The organism is Halorubrum sp. SS7, assembly GCF_005435055.1.
Lineage (GTDB): Archaea > Halobacteriota > Halobacteria > Halobacteriales > Haloferacaceae > Halorubrum > Halorubrum salinarum.
Genome location: NZ_SGXV01000013.1, coordinates 1 through 16,376, shown reverse-complemented (window position 1 = coordinate 16,376; position 16,376 = coordinate 1). Strand labels below are relative to the sequence as shown.

Sequence of the window (16,376 nt, the reverse complement as noted above, 5' to 3'; positions counted from 1 at the left end):
CCGCGAGGCGAGGCGACGATCATGACGAAGTGGTTCCACAGCGGCCGGCGCCGCGACCTCTGCGCGCTCCTGTACGACCACGGCGAACTGCGCGCGCAGTCGGCGAAGAGCCGGCTGGAATCGCACTACGACGAGCGGATCGACCCCGGGTCCTTCTACGGCACGCTCTCCGCGCTCGTCGAGGCCGGGTACCTCGACCGCCGGACGGAGGGGATCGCCGACGTGTACGCGCTCACCGACGCGGGCGAGGCCGCGCTGCTCGACCACTACGACTGGCTCGGCGAGCGGATCGAGGGCGGCGACGGCGGCGGCAACGGCGGCGACGGAAGGTAGCGAGGCGACGGGCGAGGGGCGGAGCGCCGCGGCCCGGACCTCAAGGATTAACAACTTCGTCGGCGTGGATTAACATATGACAGTCGTCAGCGTGTCCATGCCGGAGGAGTTGCTCGAACGGATCGACCGGTTCGCGGACGAGCACGGGTACACCGGCCGCAGCGAGGTCGTCCGCGAGGCCTCGCGGAACCTCCTCGGCGAGTTCGAGGACGCCAAGCTGGAGGACCGGGCCCTGATGGCCGTGGTGACCGTCCTGTTCAACTACGAGACGACGAGCGTCGAGGAGCGGATGATGCGGCTGCGACACGAGGACGAGGGGATCGTCGCCTCGAACTTCCACAGCCACGTCGGCTCGCAGTACTGTATGGAGCTGTTCGTGCTTGAGGGGGGCCTAGAGGAGATATCGGCGTTCGTCGGGAAGGTCCGCGCGACGAAGGACACGCTCACGGTCGATTACAGCGTCACGCCGGTCGACGAGTTCGGCGCCGGCGCGCTCGGCGACGCCCACGCCCACGGCGGACACGGGCACGGAGGGTCCGAGGAGGCGGAGGGAGAGACGGACGCGACCGCGGAGGCGAACGAGGACGACTGAGCGGGCCGCGGTCCGGAACGACGGACCGACCGTTCGCCCGCCTCAGGCGGTCTCGGGGCGGACGGACTCGAGCGCCGCGTCGAAGTCCTCGCCGGTGATCCCGACCTCGTCGGCGTGGTCGTTGGCGGCCTCGCCGTGCTCGTCGGCGACGCGCTCGATGGCGCGCATCGCGGCCGCCCGCGACAGCGAGGCGATCTCCGCGCCGGAGTACCCCTCCGTCTCGTCGGCGACCCGATCCAGGTCGACCCCGTCGTTCAGGGGCTTCTCGCGGGTGTGAACCTCCAGGATCTTGCGCCGGGCCTCGCGGTCCGGCTCGGGCACCTCGACGTGCGTCTCCAGTCGGCCGGGACGGAGCAGGGCCGGGTCGAGCGCGTTCCGCCGGTTCGTCGCCGCGAGGACGACGAGGTTCGGGTTGTCGCTGGCGCGGTCGAGCTCGGTCAGGAGCTGGGAGACGACGCGCTCGCTCACGCCGGAGCCGTCGCCGCCGGCCGCGTCGCGGTCGGTCGCGACCGCGTCGATCTCGTCGAAGAAGACGATCGCGGGGGCCGCCTGCCGCGCCCGGTCGAACAGCTCGCGGACCGCCTTCTCCGACTCGCCGACGTACCGGTCGAGCAGCTCCGGCCCCGCGACCTGGATGAAGTTGACGCCGCTCTCGCCCGCGATGGCGCGCGCGAGCAGCGTCTTCCCGGTCCCGGGCGGGCCGTACAAAAGGACGCCGGTCGGGGGGTCCGCGCCGGCCGCGTCGAACAGCGGGCCGTACGACAGCGGCCAGGTCACGGCGCGGTCGAGCTCCGCCTTCGCGTCGTCGAGCCCGCCCACGTCGGCGAAGTCGGTGGTCGGCTGCTCGGCGACGTACTCGCGCATCGCGCTCGGCTCGACGTTCGCGTGGGCGGCCTCGAAGTCCGCCTTTCCGACCGTCACCTCGTTCAGCGCGCGGGAGTCGGACTCGCGGGCGCGCCGAAGCGCGGTCATCGCCGCCTCCTGCGCGAGCCCCTCGATGTCGGCGCCGACGAACCCGTGGGTGCGGCCCGCGATCCGGTCCAAGTCCACGTCGTCGGCCAGCGGCATCCGGCGCGTGTGGACGTCGAGGATCTGTCGGCGACCGGACTCGCCGGGGACGCCGATCTCGATCTCGCGGTCGAACCGACCGCCCCGCCGGAGCGCGGGGTCGATGGTGTCGACGCGGTTCGTCGCGCCGATGACGATCACGTCGCCGCGCGCGTCGAGCCCGTCCATCAGCGAGAGCAGCTGGCCGACGACGCGGTTCTCCACGTCGCCGCCGTCGTCGCGCTTGCCCGCGATCGAGTCGATCTCGTCGAAGAAGACGATGGCCGGCGCGTCCTCGCTGGCGCGCTCGAACACCTCGCGGAGCCGCTCCTCCGACTCCCCCTTGTACTTCGACATGATCTCCGGCCCGTCGACGGTGATGAACGTCGCGTCGACCTCGTTGGCGACGGCGCGGGCGATGAGCGTCTTCCCGGTCCCCGGCGGCCCGTGGAGGAGGACACCCTTCGGCGGGTCGATGCCGAGCCGGGTGAACACCTCCGGCTCGGAGAGCGGCAGTTCGATCGTCTCCCGGACCAGCTCCAGCTCCTCGTCGAGCCCGCCGATGTCCTCGTAGGTCGCGCCCGCGGTGTGCTCGGCCGGCGGGGCGTCGCCGCCCTTCGGTCGGGCGTCGGCTCCCGGGGGATCAGCCCCCGAGCCGGCGGCGGGCGCGGACCGGTCGTCCGCCGACGGGCCGGCGCTGTCGGCCGCGCCCGCCCCGTCGCCGGCGTACTCGACCGACACGTCAGTCGCCGCCGTGATGCGGACGGTCCCCGCCGGCGCCGTCCGCGCCACCACGAAGCGCAGGCCGCCGAGCCGCTCGACGTGGACGGCCTCGCCCTCGGTGACGGGGCGGTCGCGGAGCTCCCGGGAGAGCGCCCGCTCGACCACCTCGCGGCTCACGTCCACCTCCGCGAGGCGGCCGGGCGCGGTCAGCGTCGCGCGCTCGGCGTCGGACACGTCGACCGGGGCGATCGTGACGGTGTCGCCGACCTTCACGCCGGCGTTCGCGCGGGTGTCGGCGTCGATGAGGACGGAGCCGTCTGGCGCGTCGGGACCGCCCGGCCACACCTTCGCGACCGCGGTGCGCTCGCCGCGCACCTCGACTGTGTCGCCGCTGAGGAGGGCGAGCCGCTTGCGGGCCGACTCGGGGAGCCTGGCGATGCCCCGGCCCGCGTCCCGCTTCTCGGCGGCACGCACCGTGAGCCGGAGCCCTGCGGTGTCGTTCATACGCCACGTTCTCGCCGGCGGCTCTTTATCCTTGTCCGGTCGCCGCGAGCGACCGTCCGAACGCGCTTCGGAGCCGCCGGTCGCCGAACCCCCCGATCCGGCGCCGACCCGGGCAGCGAGTCGGGACCAAAACCGGTTTGTGCGCGCTCCGGAACCGACGGGTGTCCCCGATGAAACGCGAAATCGCCGAACGGCTCGACGCGGCGTTCGACAGCCACGAGGTCCGTCGCCGGCTCCACGACGTGCCGCCGCACGAGGTGTACGAGGTGTCGGTCGACGGCCGCCGCGCCGTCTACAAGGGGAACACCGGCCCGACCGGGAACGCGGAGCGGGAGGGGCGGGTGATGGCCGCCGTCGCCGACCGTACCTCCGTCCCGGTGCCCGAGCCGCTGTGTATCGGGGACAGCTACTACGTCGCGGCGTGGCACCCCGACGCCCCCGCGGCCGAGGCGGACCACGAGGCGGACGCGGCGTGGGCGCGCGCCGCGGGCCGCGGGCTGGCGACGCTCCACGAGGAGACGGCGCCGCTCGTCGACGCGTACGGCGCGTTCCGGGTCGACGAGGCGTTCGCGGTCCGCGGCCGCGACGAGTGGCACGCCGCCGCGGTCGAGTACGTCGAGGGGCGCCGCCCGGTCCTCGCTCGGTACGGGCACGCCGACGCGGCCGACCGAGTGCTCGACCACCTCGCCGAGCGGCCCGACGCGTTCGCCGGCGCCGGCGGGCCGGTCTGCTGTCACGGGTGGGCCACGCCCGAACACGTCGCCGTCGCCGACGGCGCGGTGACGTGCGTGATCGACTTCGAACACGCGATCGCCGCGCCCGGCGAGTACGACTACTGGCGGACGGTCCTCCCGGCGTTCGGGCCGGGGGAAAGCGAGCCGCGGACCGCGTTTCGCGAGGGGTACGAGTCGGTCCGGTCGCTGCCGCCCGGATTCGACCGGCGAGCGCCCCGATACGCGCTGTTGAACACGGTGTACTACTTCGAGTCGCTGTACGTTCAGGACCAGAACGGCCCGGCGGAGACCGCGCGGAAGGCCGACCGACTGCGGAGCCGGATCGACGCGATACTGGACGACCTCGCGTGAGGGCGACGCGGCGCGCCGGCCGGGCGCGACCGCAACCCCCTTCCCTCGGCCGCCCGGCCCCACGGGTATGCAACCGACCGGCCACCTGCGGGGCGACGCGGTCCGCGTCGGCGGGGACGCCCGCCAGCGCTTCTACGACGCCCGGGGGTACGGGCGACCGCTCGACGGCAACGAGATCGCGCTCTCGCGGGTCGAGGCCGCCCACCTGCTGTTCCGCGGCGACCTCTCGGGGATCGAACTCGGCGGCGACGGGAGCGCCGGGACCGACGCCGACCCGGTCGGCTTCGAGCGCTTCTTCGTCGCGAGCGCCGCCGCGGCCGACCGCTTCGCGGTGCGGTTCCTCGTCTACTCGGACCTCCGCGACCGCGGCTTCTACCTCTCGCCCGCACGCGAGCCGTGGCCCGGCGGGCGCGACGCGGCGAGCGACGCGGTCGACTTCGTCGCCTACGAGCGCGGCGAGACCCCGGACACGGGGAACGTGAAGTACCCGATCCAGGTCGTCGGCGAGCGCGAGTCGGTCGCGGCCGCCGGGCTCGCGGGACGCACGCTCGCGGTCGTCGACGAGGAGTCGGACATCACCTACTTCGCGGCGGAGGGGGGCGCGATCGACGGCGGGACCGGGTACGAGCCGCCGACGGGCCTGAGCGGCGTCCTCCTCGCGGACCGCGTCGTCGTCTGGGACGCCCCCGAGGACCTGTACGACCGCGGGTTCTACGGGCGCCCGCTCACCGGCCGCGCCGCCGACGTCGAGGGCGCGCTCCAGCTCTCACTCGTCGAGGCCGCGTCGCTGGCCGCCGACGGGCGCCTGTCGCTGTCGGCGTCGGTGGGGGACCCCGAGGTCGCGGACGCGGAATCGGGGGACGCCGCCGCCCGGATCGTCGCCCGCGGCCGCGACGTGGAGGGCGAGCGGTTCGACCGCCGGCTCGCCGTCTACCGGCGCCTCCGCGCGGCCGACGCGGTGCCGAAGACCGGCTTCAAGTTCGGCGCCGATTTCCGGACGTACCTCGACGTGGAGACGGTCGAGGACCTCCCGCACTCCGAACACCTCGTGCGCGTGGTGGGGCCGGGTCACGAGTTCTCTCCCCGTGAGCTCTCGCTCGACGTGCGGCTCGCGGGCGGCGTCCGCAAGGAGATGGTGTTCGCGCTGACCGAGGTCGGCGGCGGCCACCTCGGCGACGGCGCCGACGCGCCCGCCGCCGACGTGGAGTGGCTCACCGTCGACCGGCTGACGCCCTGACGCCCGGGTCGGCGCGAACAGAAGGCTTTTTTGACCGCTCGCCGTCGTCGCGTCCATGCCGTTTCCCTCCGCGTCCGACGCCGAGTCGGGCACGTACGACATCTCGACCGTCGACCTCAGCGACGACCGCTACGAGGTGACGCAGTCGCTGGTCCGGAACAAGTACGCCGTCCGGGACAGCGCCGGAAACGTCGTCCTCCGCGGGAAACAGAAGATGTTCAAGCTGAAAGAGGAGTTCCCGTTCGTCACCGGGGACGGCGGGGACGCCTTCTCGGTGAAGGCGGGCGGGATCGTCGACATCGGCGGCAACTACGCCATCGTCGACGCGGGCACCGGCGAGGAGGTGGTCGTGCTCGACGAGGACTACTCGCTGTTCGTCGAGAACTGGACGGTCCGCGACCCCGACTCGGGGGAGGCGCTGGCGACGATCAAGTCGAAGAACAAGCTGCTGTCGGCGCTCCGGCACCTCGTCGGCGCCGCGAACCTGATCCCGAACAAGTACGAGATATTCGACGCCGACGGCGGCCACGTCGGCGACATCGAGGGGCAGTTCTCGATGCGGGACGCCTACACGGTCACCATCGACGACGCGAGCGACGTGCCCAAGGAGGCGGTGATCGCCGCCGCCTGTATCCTCGACGCCCTGGAGAACCAGTAGCGGCGCTCGACGGCGCCCCGGTGGAGACCGCGGCCGCGCTACGGTCGGAACTCGTCCGCGTAGTCCGCGACGAACTCGCGGACCGTCCGCGGCGGGCGCCCGAGGACCGCCTCGACGTCGCCCGTCGTCCGGCCGGAGCGACCCAGCCGCACGACCGAGTACTCGGCGGTCATGAACGCGACGAACCCCGGGGAGAAGCCGCGTTCGTACATCCGCCGCGCGAACGTCAGCCGCGACGGGTCGGCGTACGCGATCGGTCTGTCGAGCACCTCTGTGAAGACGTCGGCCACCTCCTCGAAGTCGAGCGCGGCCGGGCCGGTGAGGTCGTACGCCCGGTTCGCGTGGCCCGGCTCGGTGAGCACCCGCGCGGCGACCGCCGCGACGTCCCGCGCGTCGGTGAAGCTCAGGACGCCGTCGCCGGCCGGGACGAATATCTCGTCGCGCTCGACGATCTCTCGGCGGTGGATCTCGCTCAGGTTCTGGGCGAACCACGAGGCGCGGAGGAACGTGTGGTCCATGCCGGTCCCGGCGAGGTGGCGCTCGATCCGACGATGGGGGAGGACCGGGAGCTTCTCCGCGCCGAGGATCGAGAGGAACACCACGTGCTCGACGCCCACGCGGTCGGCGGCGTCGGCGAACTCGCGGACGTCGCTCACCGCGCTCCCCGGCGGGTACAGGAGGAAGAGCCGGTCGGCGCCAGCCAGCGCCGCCCCCCACGTCTCGGGGCGACCGAGGTCGAACGCCACGGGCTCCGGCCCGTCGCCGAACGCGTCCCGCGCGTGCTCCGGGCTCCGGGTCGCCACGCGGACGGACGCGTCCCGGTCCGCGAGCGCTCTGACGAGCGGATCGCCGACGGTCCCTGTCGCGCCGGTGACGAGCAGCCGGTCCGTCATCGCTCGTCCGCGACCTTCGGCATCTCGCCGACGTACGTCTCCGCTTCGAGGCAGTCGAGGACGAACGCCGCGACGTTCGCCCGCGCGGCGGCGTCGCGCATCCCGAGCGTGAGGTCCGTCCCGTGTCGGAACGCGCCCGTGTGCTCGTCCTCGGTGAGGCGCGGGGCGCGAACGACCGTCCAGCGCGCGTCGCTGGTCCGAACGGTCTCGACGTGGTCGCGGGCGTCTTCGAGAGCCGCCCGCGCCAGCAGCTTCAGGAGCGACTCCATCACCCTCCCGCCGAGACTCACCGACTCGCCCTCCTCCCTGACACCCGCGCCGACGAGCGTCACGAAGCGATCGACGCCGTGCTGGTCCATCGCCGCGAGCACGTGCTCGCCGGCCGCCGTGAGGAGGTCGTCCGGGCTCCCGTCGGTCTGTCCGAGGACGCTGACGACGGCGTCGACCGAGGCCTCGTCCCCGCCGACGGCGCGGTCGACGCCGTCGCCGGTGTACGCGTCGCCCGCGACGACGGCGACCCGGTCGTCGTCCCGGACCGACGACGAGAGGCTCGCGGGGTCCCGGACGAACGCGACCACCTCGTGCCCGCGGTCGAGCGCCTGTTCGACGAGCGGTCGGCCGGTTCGTCCCGACGCACCGAATACTGCGATTCGCATACCGGAGAGTGGCGCGCCGAGGGCATATACTTGTAACTTCGAAGCTTCGAAGTGTTAGCCCGCGTTCGGCCTGTATCCCAAAGATACAATAGCAATAGCGTCCAGTGATCGCTCGATGAACGGACAGAGCGATGTGCCGGACGTGCCCGGACTGAGCGGGGGATTGACTCGCGCGGAGGCGACCGCCCTCCGGGAGTCGTTCGCCCCGGAGGAGCAGGAGCGCATCGGTCGGACGGTGGCCGAGCTCCTGGATCTCCTCGGAAAGACCCACACGATGGCGGTGTTGAGCGCGTTCGCGTTCGCCGAGGACTCGCTGCGGTTCAGCGACCTGGAGAGCGAACTCGACGCCGCCCCGAACACGCTCTCGGCGCGGTTGAAGGAGCTGACCGAGGCGGGGCTGCTCGACCGCGAGGCGTACGACGAGGTGCCGCCCCGGGTGGAGTACACGCCGACGGAGAAGGCGGAGTCGCTGTTCCCCGCCTTCGCGCACCTCCACCACTGGGCGATCGAACACGAACTCTGACGTGCCGAGCGGTCGACCCCGCTCGCAGACTTCATTTTTCGTAGTAACGTCGGACGTTCGAAGTCGGGAGTATATGCCGCCGGATCCGGTAATACGGATATGCCTACACAGGACACGGCGGGACCGACCGATCGGTCCCGAGACGGCAGCGCCGGCGAGCCGGCGGCCGCCGCCGCGATCGACGTCGACGGGCTCGAACTCACCTACGCGGACGGGACCGTCGCCGTCGACGGGATCGACATGACCGTTCCCGAGGGGGAGTTCTTCGGCTTTCTGGGGCCGAACGGGGCCGGCAAGACGACGACGATCAAGGTGTTCGCGACGCTTTTGTCCCCGACCGGCGGAACGGTCCGGGTCAACGGCTTCGACGTGCGCTCCGACTCCCGGAAGGTCCGCGAGTCGATCGGGTACATGGCTCAGGAGACGAGCATCGACCCCGAGCTCACCGCCGCGGAGAACATCCGGTTCGCCTGCGAGGCGTACGGAGTCCCGCGGGACGAGCAGTCCGAGCGGGTCGACGAGCTGCTCGACCTCGTCGACCTGGCGGACGTGGCCGACAAGCGGGCCGAGGAGTTCTCGGGCGGGATGAAAAAGCGGCTCGACGCCGCGACCGCGCTGGTCCATCGGCCGCCGCTCGTCTTCCTGGACGAGCCGACGACGGGGCTCGACCCGAAGGCCCGCAACCGACTGTGGGAGTACTTCCGACGCATCAACGACCTCGGGACGACGATCTTCCTGACGACGCAGTACCTGGAGGAGGCGGACCAGCTCTGCGACCGCCTGGCGGTCATCCTCGACGGCGAGATCGTCGCCGACGGGAGCCCGAGCGAGCTCAAACGCGAGGTCGGGGGTGAGGTCCTCGACGTGGAACTGGAGGGCGACGGGACGGCAACCGAGCGGGCCGCGGCGATAGCGCGGGAGTTCGACGCCTTCGCGGACGCCTCGGTCGCCGAGACCGAGGAGGGGATCAGCGTCACCGCGGAGACGGCCCGGGAGCACGGCACCGACCTCCTCGTGGCGCTCCGGGACGCGGACGTAACGGTGACCGGGTTCAACATCCGGGCGCCGACGCTCGACGACGTCTTCCTCGCGATCACCGGGGAAGAGCTCGACACCGACGACGGGGAGGTGGCGCAATGAGCGCGCCCGCGAACGACCGCTCGGGGTCGAGCGCGCGCTCCGGGAACACGTTCGTCGGCGACGCGTGGGTGAACTTCAAGCGGTGGAACCTCAAGGCCGTGCGGAACCCGTTCGTCCTCGTCGTCTCGCTCGTCCAGCCGATCATCTTCCTCGTGCTCTTCACGGAGGTGTTCGGAAACGTCGCGGGCGGCGCGGTCAACCGGGGGCTACCGGGGATCAGCTACGAGACGTATCTCGTGCCGGCGATCACCATTCAGGTGGCGCTCGCGGCGGCGATCACCTCCGGCGTCGGGCTCGTGAACGACATCGAGAACGGGATGTTCGAGAAGGTGCTCGTCACGCCGATGAGCCGCACGGCCGTCTTCGTCGGCAAGACCGCCGCCGAGGTGTTCCGGATCGCGGTCCAGATCGCGATCATCCTCGGGCTCGGCGTCCTCCTCGGCGCCGACATCGTCACCGGCGTCGCCGGGGCGGCGGGGATCGTCGCGGTCGGGATCCTGTTTTCGCTCTGGTTCGTCGCGTTCTCGAACGCCGTCGCGATCCTCACGCGAGACCAGGAGTCGACGATCATCAGCGCGAACCTGCTGCAGTTCCCGCTGTTGTTCCTGTCGAGCGCGTTCCTCCCGCTCGAAGCGCTCCCGGGGTGGATCCAGACGTTCGCCCGCGTCAACCCCGTGACCTACGGCGTCGACGCCGCTCGCTCGCTCATGATCGACCGGGACGTGATGACGGTCATCGACGTCGCGTGGTTCGGCGGGACGCTCGACGGCGTCGCGCCCGGCGTCGCCGTGCTCGTCGGGCTCGACCTCGTGTTGGGCGCCGTCGCCGTCGTGCTGCTCTCCCGCGCGTCGAGTTCGGACGTGAAGTAGGTGGGAGCGCCGGCGCCGCTTCGGGGCGCGAGCGGTCGGAGGGCGTGCCCTACTCCCCGCCCAGCTTCGACTCGCCGACCGCGTCGCCGCCCTCGATGACCTCGGTGCCGCCCATGTACGGGCGCAACGCCTCGGGGACGGTGACGGTGCCGTCGTCGTTCTGGTAGTACTCCAGGATGGCGACGACGATCCGCGGGACCGCGAGCCCCGAGCCGTTCAGGGTGTGGAGGTACTCCGCGGACTCGTGGTGCTCCTCGCGGTACCGGATGCCGGCGCGGCGCGCCTGGAAGTCCTCGAAGTTCGAGACGGACGAGACCTCCAGCCAGCGGCCGCCCTGCTCGGGGCCCTCGTCCATGTCGTCGGCCGGCGCCCACACCTCGATGTCGTACTTCTTCGCCTGCGTGAACCCGAGGTCGCCGGTACACATCTCCAGGATGCGGTAGGGGAGCTCGAGGCGGCGCAGCACCTCCTCGGCCTCGTCGACGAGCCCCTCGAAGCGCTCGTCGCTCTCCTCGGGCCGGACGAAGTTCACCATCTCCACCTTGTTGAACTGGTGGACCCGGACGATCCCGCGGGTCTCGGTGCCGTGTTCGCCCGCCTCCTGCCGGAAGTTCGGCGTGTACGCCTGGTACTTCAGCGGGAGGTCCTCGCCGAGGAGGATCTCGTCGCGGTGGAGGTTCGTGACGGGCACCTCCGCGGTCGGGAGCAGCCAGAGGTCGTCGTCGTCGTACGCCTCCTCGTTGGAGCCCTCGACGCGGTAGGCGTCCTCGGTGAACTTCGGCAGCTGGCCGGTGCCGCGCATCGACGCGGAGTTGACCGGGATCGGCGGGAACACGTCCTCGTACCCCTGCTCGCGGTGGACGTCGAGCATGAACTGGATCAGCGCGTGTTCGAGGCGGGCGCCGTCGCCCTTCGCGACGTAGAAGCCGCCGCCCGCGACCTTCGCGCCGCGCTCGAAGTCGAGGATCTGTAGCTCCTCGCCGATGTCGTAGTGCGGCTCGACGTGGTCTGGGAGCTCGCGGCGGTCGTCGAACCCCTCGCGGCGGCGCTCGACGTTCTCGGACTCGTCTTCGCCCACGGGGACCGAGTCCTGCGGGATCTGCGGCAGTTCGAGCAGCGACGCCTCCAACTCGGCCTCCAGTTCGTCGGCCCGCTCCTCGACCTCCTGAAGCTCCGACTTGAGCTCCTGCGAGCGCTCGATCGCCTCCTGGGCCGCCTCCTCCTCGCCGGCCTGTTTCAGCTCACCGATCTTCGAGGAGACCTCGTTGCGCTCGTGACGGAGGTCGTCGCCCCGCTGTTTCAGCTCTCGCCACTCCTCGTCGACGTCGAGTATCCGGTCGAGGTCCACGTCGACGCCCTTGTTGTCGAGCGCCTCGCGGACGACCTCGGGGTTCTCCCGGACGAACTGTCGAGACAGCATTTAGCGGGGATTCCGCGGGGCGACCCAAAACCGTATCGGAGCGTCGGCAGCGGTTGGCACGGGGCCCGCACGGCGGACGGCGCCGCGGGCGCCGGTTCAGGGGACGAACGCGAAGTTCGCGACGACCATCAGCAGCGCGAGCGCGGCGACGACGACGCCCGTCACGCGCATCGCCAGGACCCGCGTGTCGCTCGGTTCGATCCGCCCGGTCGAGCCGTCGGGCGAGCGCGTCTGCCAGCTCATCATCTTTCGGGGGAACGCCGCCATCGCCAGCGCGCCGCCGGCGACGAGGAGGGGGACGGCGACGAAGAACAGTCGGAAGGGTGCGGGGAGCATGCGCCGGGGACTGCTCGCGCGAGCCAACAAAGCGTTACGGAGTCGAACCGTTCGCGGGGGTCGCCGCGATCGGGCGGCGTGGCGCGGACGACGCTCGCCGTCAGTACCCGCCCGGCAGCGCCATCCCGACCGCGAGCGCGACGAGCGGGACCGCGGCGACAGCCGCGTACCACAGTCCGGCGCCGCCGAGGAGGAGGTACGTCGAGACGCCGTAGCCGGTCGGGTCCCAGTCGGCGCCGAGCCGCGGGAGGCCGAGCGCGGCGACCGCCGGCGCGACGATTCCGACGAGGACGGTGCCGATCAGCGCCGTGAGCAGGAACCCGGAGCTCCAGGCGGGGCCCGCCTCGGCGGCGCGCGTGACCGTGACCGCGACGCCGACGAGGTACGGGACCGAGAGCCCGACCGAGACGCCGAGGTACGAGGGGAGGAGCCGGCCCGTCGGCGGCAGGGCGCGGAACAGCGCGCGGAGGCGCTCGGCGGCGAGGAACGGCGCGCACAGCCCCGCGGCGACGATGCCGGGGAAGAGGAACAGCGCGACCGTCCACAGCCAGCCGACGACCGCGTCGGCGACGGCGGGGACCGCGAGGGGCGCGGCCGAGCCCGAGAGCGAAAGGACAGTTCCCGAGAGCGGAGGGGCGGCGCCCGAGAGGGCGGAGAGGGCAGAGACCATGCGCCAGAGAGCCCGCGCCGGCGACAAACGTCTTGTGGTGCCTCGGGGCGGGCCGCCGCGGAGCCCGCGACCCGGAACCACCAGCGTTTATCCCGCTCGCCGCGACCGGCCGACAACGATGCTCATCACGGGCGCGACGCTGGCCGACGGCCGGGTTCGAGACGTGCGGATCGGCGACGACGGACGGATCGACACGGTCGCCGGAGGGCTCGGCGCCGACGCCGGCGAGCGCGTCATCGAGGCCCGGGGGAGACACCTCCTGCCGGGCGCGGTCGACGTCCACGTCCACTTCCGCGAGCCGGGCGGGAGCCACAAGGAGACGTGGACCTCGGGGTCGCGGAGCGCGGCCGCGGGCGGCGTCACGACCGTCGTCGACCAGCCGAACACCTCGCCGCCCACCGTCGACGGCGCGGCGTTCGACGAGAAGGCGGCGCTCGCGGCCGAGTCGCTCGTCGACTACGGGATCAACGGCGGGGTCACGGCGGAGTGGGACCCCGAGAGCCTCTTCGACCGCCCCCTCGTCGCGCTCGGCGAGGTGTTCCTCGCGGACTCGACGGGCGACATGGGCATCGACGCCGACCTGTTCGCCGACGCGCTCGACGCGGCGGCCCGGCGCGACGTGCCCGTCACCGTCCACGCCGAGGACGCGACGCTGTTCGACGAGCGCGCGCTCGACGGCGACCTCGGGGGCGCCGGCACGGCCGCGACCGCCGACGCGTGGTCGGCCTACCGGACGGCAGACGCCGAGGTCGCCGCCGTCGAGCGCGCGCTCGCGGCGGCCGCGGACCGCGACGCGCAAGTTCACGTCGCGCACACCTCGACGCCGGAGGCCGTCGACGCCGTCGTCGAGGCCCGCGACGACGGGGCGGACGCGACCTGCGAGGTCACGCCGCACCACCTGTTCCTCTCCCGCGAGCGGGCGCGGTCGCTCGGGACGTTCGGCCGGATGAACCCGCCGCTCCGCTCGGAGGAGCGCCGCGAGGCGCTGTTCGCGCGGCTCGCCGAGGGCGCGGTCGACGTGGTGGCGACCGACCACGCGCCCCACACCGTCGCGGAGAAGCGCCGCGGGCTCGTCGACGCGCCGAGCGGCGTCCCCGGCGTCGAGACGCTGTACCCGCTCCTCCTCGAATCGGCCCGGAAGGGGGAGCTGTCGCTCGAACGCGTCCGCGACGTGGTCGCCGCGAACCCCGCAGAGACGTTCGGCCTCGACCGGAAGGGACGGGTCGCGGAGGGGCGCGACGCCGACCTCGTCCTCGTCGACACGGCCGACCCGCGGGAGATAGAGGCCGCCGCGCTCCACAGCGCCTGCGGGTGGACCCCCTTCGAGGGGCTCCGCGGCGTCTTCCCGGAGGTCACCCTCGTCCGGGGCGAGGTCGTCTACGAGCGCGACCCGGCGACCGGCGCGGCGTCGTTCGGCGAGCCGGTCGGTCGGAACGTCGGGGGGTCGTAAGTTCGCGACTGACGGCCCGGTCGCGAGGCGCGAATCGTCGCCCGCGACCGTCGGCGCGAAGTGCCGAAATCGGCCGAGACGAGCGGACCGCCGCCGGCGGAACGCATATGCCGTTGCTCGCCTTACCCGTGGTATATCGATGATCACGGGGAGCATTCGCACGGTCGCCTCCGGACGGGAGCCCGACCCGAGCGAGGCCGGCCGAACATGACGGACCCCGGAGAGTCGGGGCCGTTCGGCGCCGGTCCCGCGGAGCCGGTGGACGGCGAGTCGGAATCGACCGGCGGCGAGGTCGGCGGGGCGGCCGCCGCCGCGGGCGTCGACCCCGAGACCCCCGCGGACGTGGCCGCGCTCGCGGACCGAATCGTCGAGGAGGTCGAGGACGTGATCGTCGGCAAGCGCGACGCCGTCGAGCACGTCCTCGTCACCGTGCTGGCGCGCGGGCACCTCCTCGTCGAGGACGTGCCCGGCGTCGGGAAGACGACGCTCGCGAAGTCGGTCGCGCGCTCGATCGACGGCTCGTTCAAGCGCGTCCAGTTCACCCCCGACCTGCTGCCCTCCGACGTGACCGGCGTCAACGTGTTCAACCGCCGGACCGATGAGTTCGACTTCCAGCCCGGCCCGGTGTTCGCGAACGTCGTCCTGGGCGACGAGATCAACCGCGCCCCGCCGAAGACGCAGTCGGCGCTGCTGGAGGCGATGGAGGAGAACCAGGTGACGACCGACGGGACGACCCGCGCCCTGCCGGACCCGTTCTGCGTGATCGCGACCCAGAACGACGTGGAGCCCGGACAGACGTACGAGCTGCCGGTCGCGGAGGTCGACCGCTTCACGAAGAAGATCCGGCTCGGCTACCCGGACACCGAGGAGGAGGCCGCGATCCTCGGGCGGCTCACCGGCGACCACCCGGTCGACGCGGTCGAGCCCGTGGCGACGATCGCCGACGTGCGCCGGGCCCGCCGGATCGTCGGCGAGATCGAGGCCTCGGAGGCGGTCCGGGAGTACGTGGCCCGGCTCGCGGTGTTCACCCGCCGGAACGCCAAGCTCGGGGCGAGCCCGCGCGGGAGCCTCGCGCTGGTCCGCGCGTCGCAGGCCCGCGCCGCGCTGGAGGGACGCGGCTACGTGATCCCCGACGACGTTCAGGCGGAGGCCCCGACCGTGCTCTCGCACCGGATCCGTACCGAGTCGGGCGGGACCGACGGCGCCGACGTGGTTCAGGACGCGCTCGACCGGATCCGCGTGGAGTGACGAGATGACGCCGACACCGCCCCCACTCAGATGACGCCCGAACTCACCCGGCGGGGGCGCGTCGCCGGCGCCGTCGGCCTCGTCGCGGCCGCGAGCGCGCTCGCCGCCGGCGGCCGCGCGCTCGACGCGATCGTCATCCCCGTCGCCATCGCGCTCGCGGCCGGCTACGTCCAGGTGTCGCGCGTCGACGCCCCGACCGTCCGGCACGTGACGCCCGCCGACGGGTTCGTCGGGGAGACGCGCGAGGTCCGCCTGGAGTTCGGCCCGCCGGCGCGGGACGGCGGCGGCTCGTCCTCCTTCCTCGCCGACGTTCGGGTCCGGGTCGACGAGGGGCTCGACGGACCGACGGCGCCGATCCGCGCGGCCGTCGGCACGGAGCCCGTGTCGTACGCCGTCACGTACCGCGAGCGCGGCGAGCGGACGCTGGGGCCGGTCGAGCTCACCGCGACCGACGTGTTCGGCCTCTTCGAGCGCTCGCTGCTCGTCGACGAGACCGACGCGGTGACCGTGTACCCGCCCCGCGACCCGGTCCCGGCGCGGTTCCGCCGGGCGCTGTACGCGGCCGACGCGGTCGACGTGACCCGCCAGCGCGAGGAGTTCGACCGCCTCCGAGAGTACACCCGCGGCGACGCGGTCCGCGACGTCCACTGGGCGACGACCGCCAAGCGCGACGAGATCGTCGTCAAGGAGTTCGCCGCCGAGACCGCGCGGAACCGGGTGACGATCGCGGGCGGGACGGAGGTCAGCGGCGGCGGGCGCGCCGACCGCGACGGCGAGCCGTTCGGCGGTGTCGGGCGCGACGGCGACGCGGACGCCGACCGCACCGCGAGCGCGGCCGCGGCCGACGAGCTCGCGCGGGCGACCGTCAGCCTCGCGCTGGCGCTGCTCGACGACGGCGTCCCGGTCGACGTGCGGCTGCCCGCCGGGCGGGTCTCGGCGGCCCCCGGCGAAAAAGGAGAAGGCGGTCGCGAACGCCCGCGAGACCCTCTCGC

Annotated in this window: 17 protein-coding genes; 11 read left to right on the top strand and 6 right to left on the bottom strand. The window is 72.7% G+C overall.

Features of this window, described 5'->3' with window-relative positions; translation table 11 throughout:
• The first annotated feature begins 21 nt into the window (after positions 1-21).
• On the top strand, positions 22-333 hold the full coding sequence (locus EXE44_RS12150) for a PadR family transcriptional regulator (RefSeq protein WP_137717357.1): 312 nt from the start codon (positions 22-24) through the stop codon (positions 331-333).
• A 76-nt stretch (positions 334-409) separates the two neighbouring features.
• Positions 410-925 (top strand): CopG family ribbon-helix-helix protein, encoded by a 516-nt coding sequence (locus EXE44_RS12145; RefSeq protein WP_137717356.1) that lies wholly within the window; start codon positions 410-412, stop codon positions 923-925.
• A 42-nt stretch (positions 926-967) separates the two neighbouring features.
• Here EXE44_RS12145 and EXE44_RS12140 read toward each other — a convergent pair whose 3' ends face one another.
• Complete coding sequence (locus tag EXE44_RS12140) at positions 968-3,199, bottom strand: AAA family ATPase (protein WP_137717355.1); 2,232 nt, start codon at positions 3,197-3,199, stop codon at positions 968-970.
• Between the two features lie 170 nt (positions 3,200-3,369).
• Between EXE44_RS12140 and EXE44_RS12135 the strand changes: the two genes are divergently transcribed.
• The 3 genes from EXE44_RS12135 (at position 3,370) to EXE44_RS12125 (ending at position 6,179) form a co-directional block, all read left to right on the top strand.
• Positions 3,370-4,284 carry a phosphotransferase family protein gene (locus EXE44_RS12135; RefSeq protein WP_137717354.1) on the top strand — a complete coding sequence of 305 codons (915 nt, stop codon included), beginning with the start codon at positions 3,370-3,372 and terminating at the stop codon, positions 4,282-4,284.
• A gap of 67 nt (positions 4,285-4,351) precedes the next feature.
• A complete protein-coding gene (endA, locus tag EXE44_RS12130) occupies positions 4,352-5,521 on the top strand; it encodes a tRNA-intron lyase (RefSeq protein WP_137717353.1) in 1,170 nt (389 codons plus the stop codon).
• A gap of 55 nt (positions 5,522-5,576) precedes the next feature.
• On the top strand, positions 5,577-6,179 hold the full coding sequence (locus EXE44_RS12125) for a hypothetical protein (protein ID WP_137717352.1): 603 nt from the start codon (positions 5,577-5,579) through the stop codon (positions 6,177-6,179).
• A gap of 38 nt (positions 6,180-6,217) precedes the next feature.
• On the opposite strand, the gene EXE44_RS12120 is transcribed toward EXE44_RS12125, so the two are convergent.
• A complete protein-coding gene (locus EXE44_RS12120) occupies positions 6,218-7,072 on the bottom strand; it encodes an SDR family oxidoreductase (RefSeq protein WP_137717351.1) in 855 nt (284 codons plus the stop codon).
• Complete coding sequence (locus EXE44_RS12115; protein WP_137717350.1) at positions 7,069-7,728, bottom strand: NAD(P)-dependent oxidoreductase; 660 nt, start codon at positions 7,726-7,728, stop codon at positions 7,069-7,071. The genes EXE44_RS12120 and EXE44_RS12115 overlap by 4 nt, the downstream gene beginning before the upstream one ends.
• A gap of 115 nt (positions 7,729-7,843) precedes the next feature.
• Here EXE44_RS12115 and EXE44_RS12110 point away from each other — a divergent pair, with 115 nt between their 5' ends.
• The 3 genes from EXE44_RS12110 to EXE44_RS12100 all read left to right on the top strand — a co-directional run bounded on the left by EXE44_RS12110 (position 7,844) and on the right by EXE44_RS12100 (position 10,260).
• Positions 7,844-8,251 (top strand): helix-turn-helix domain-containing protein, encoded by a 408-nt coding sequence (locus EXE44_RS12110; protein ID WP_121562673.1) that lies wholly within the window; start codon positions 7,844-7,846, stop codon positions 8,249-8,251.
• A 99-nt stretch (positions 8,252-8,350) separates the two neighbouring features.
• On the top strand, positions 8,351-9,391 hold the full coding sequence (locus EXE44_RS12105) for an ATP-binding cassette domain-containing protein (protein ID WP_137717349.1): 1,041 nt from the start codon (positions 8,351-8,353) through the stop codon (positions 9,389-9,391).
• Positions 9,388-10,260: an ABC transporter permease gene (locus EXE44_RS12100; RefSeq protein ID WP_121562675.1), complete on the top strand. Its 873-nt coding sequence runs from the start codon at positions 9,388-9,390 to the stop codon at positions 10,258-10,260. Before EXE44_RS12105 ends, EXE44_RS12100 begins: the two co-directional genes overlap by 4 nt.
• A 49-nt stretch (positions 10,261-10,309) precedes the next feature.
• On the opposite strand, the gene serS is transcribed toward EXE44_RS12100, so the two are convergent.
• The 3 genes from serS to EXE44_RS12085 all read right to left on the bottom strand — a co-directional run bounded on the left by serS (position 10,310) and on the right by EXE44_RS12085 (position 12,686).
• Positions 10,310-11,680 carry a serine--tRNA ligase gene (serS, locus tag EXE44_RS12095; RefSeq protein WP_137717348.1) on the bottom strand — a complete coding sequence of 457 codons (1,371 nt, stop codon included), beginning with the start codon at positions 11,678-11,680 and terminating at the stop codon, positions 10,310-10,312.
• 96 nt (positions 11,681-11,776) lie between these two features.
• Positions 11,777-12,016 (bottom strand): hypothetical protein, encoded by a 240-nt coding sequence (locus EXE44_RS12090; protein ID WP_137717347.1) that lies wholly within the window; start codon positions 12,014-12,016, stop codon positions 11,777-11,779.
• 100 nt (positions 12,017-12,116) lie between these two features.
• Positions 12,117-12,686, bottom strand: a complete 570-nt coding sequence (locus EXE44_RS12085; RefSeq protein ID WP_137717346.1) for a hypothetical protein — start codon at positions 12,684-12,686, stop codon at positions 12,117-12,119.
• Positions 12,687-12,804: 118 nt separating this feature from the next.
• Between EXE44_RS12085 and EXE44_RS12080 the strand changes: the two genes are divergently transcribed.
• The 3 genes from EXE44_RS12080 to EXE44_RS12070 all read left to right on the top strand — a co-directional run.
• The gene (locus EXE44_RS12080; protein WP_137717345.1) at positions 12,805-14,136 is read left to right on the top strand and encodes a dihydroorotase; all 1,332 of its coding nucleotides are present in this window, start codon (positions 12,805-12,807) and stop codon (positions 14,134-14,136) included.
• Between the two features lie 207 nt (positions 14,137-14,343).
• On the top strand, positions 14,344-15,384 hold the full coding sequence (locus EXE44_RS12075) for a MoxR family ATPase (RefSeq protein ID WP_137717344.1): 1,041 nt from the start codon (positions 14,344-14,346) through the stop codon (positions 15,382-15,384).
• Between the two features lie 30 nt (positions 15,385-15,414).
• Positions 15,415-16,376: DUF58 domain-containing protein (locus EXE44_RS12070; protein WP_137717343.1), on the top strand; the 962-nt coding region annotated here is incomplete at its 3' end.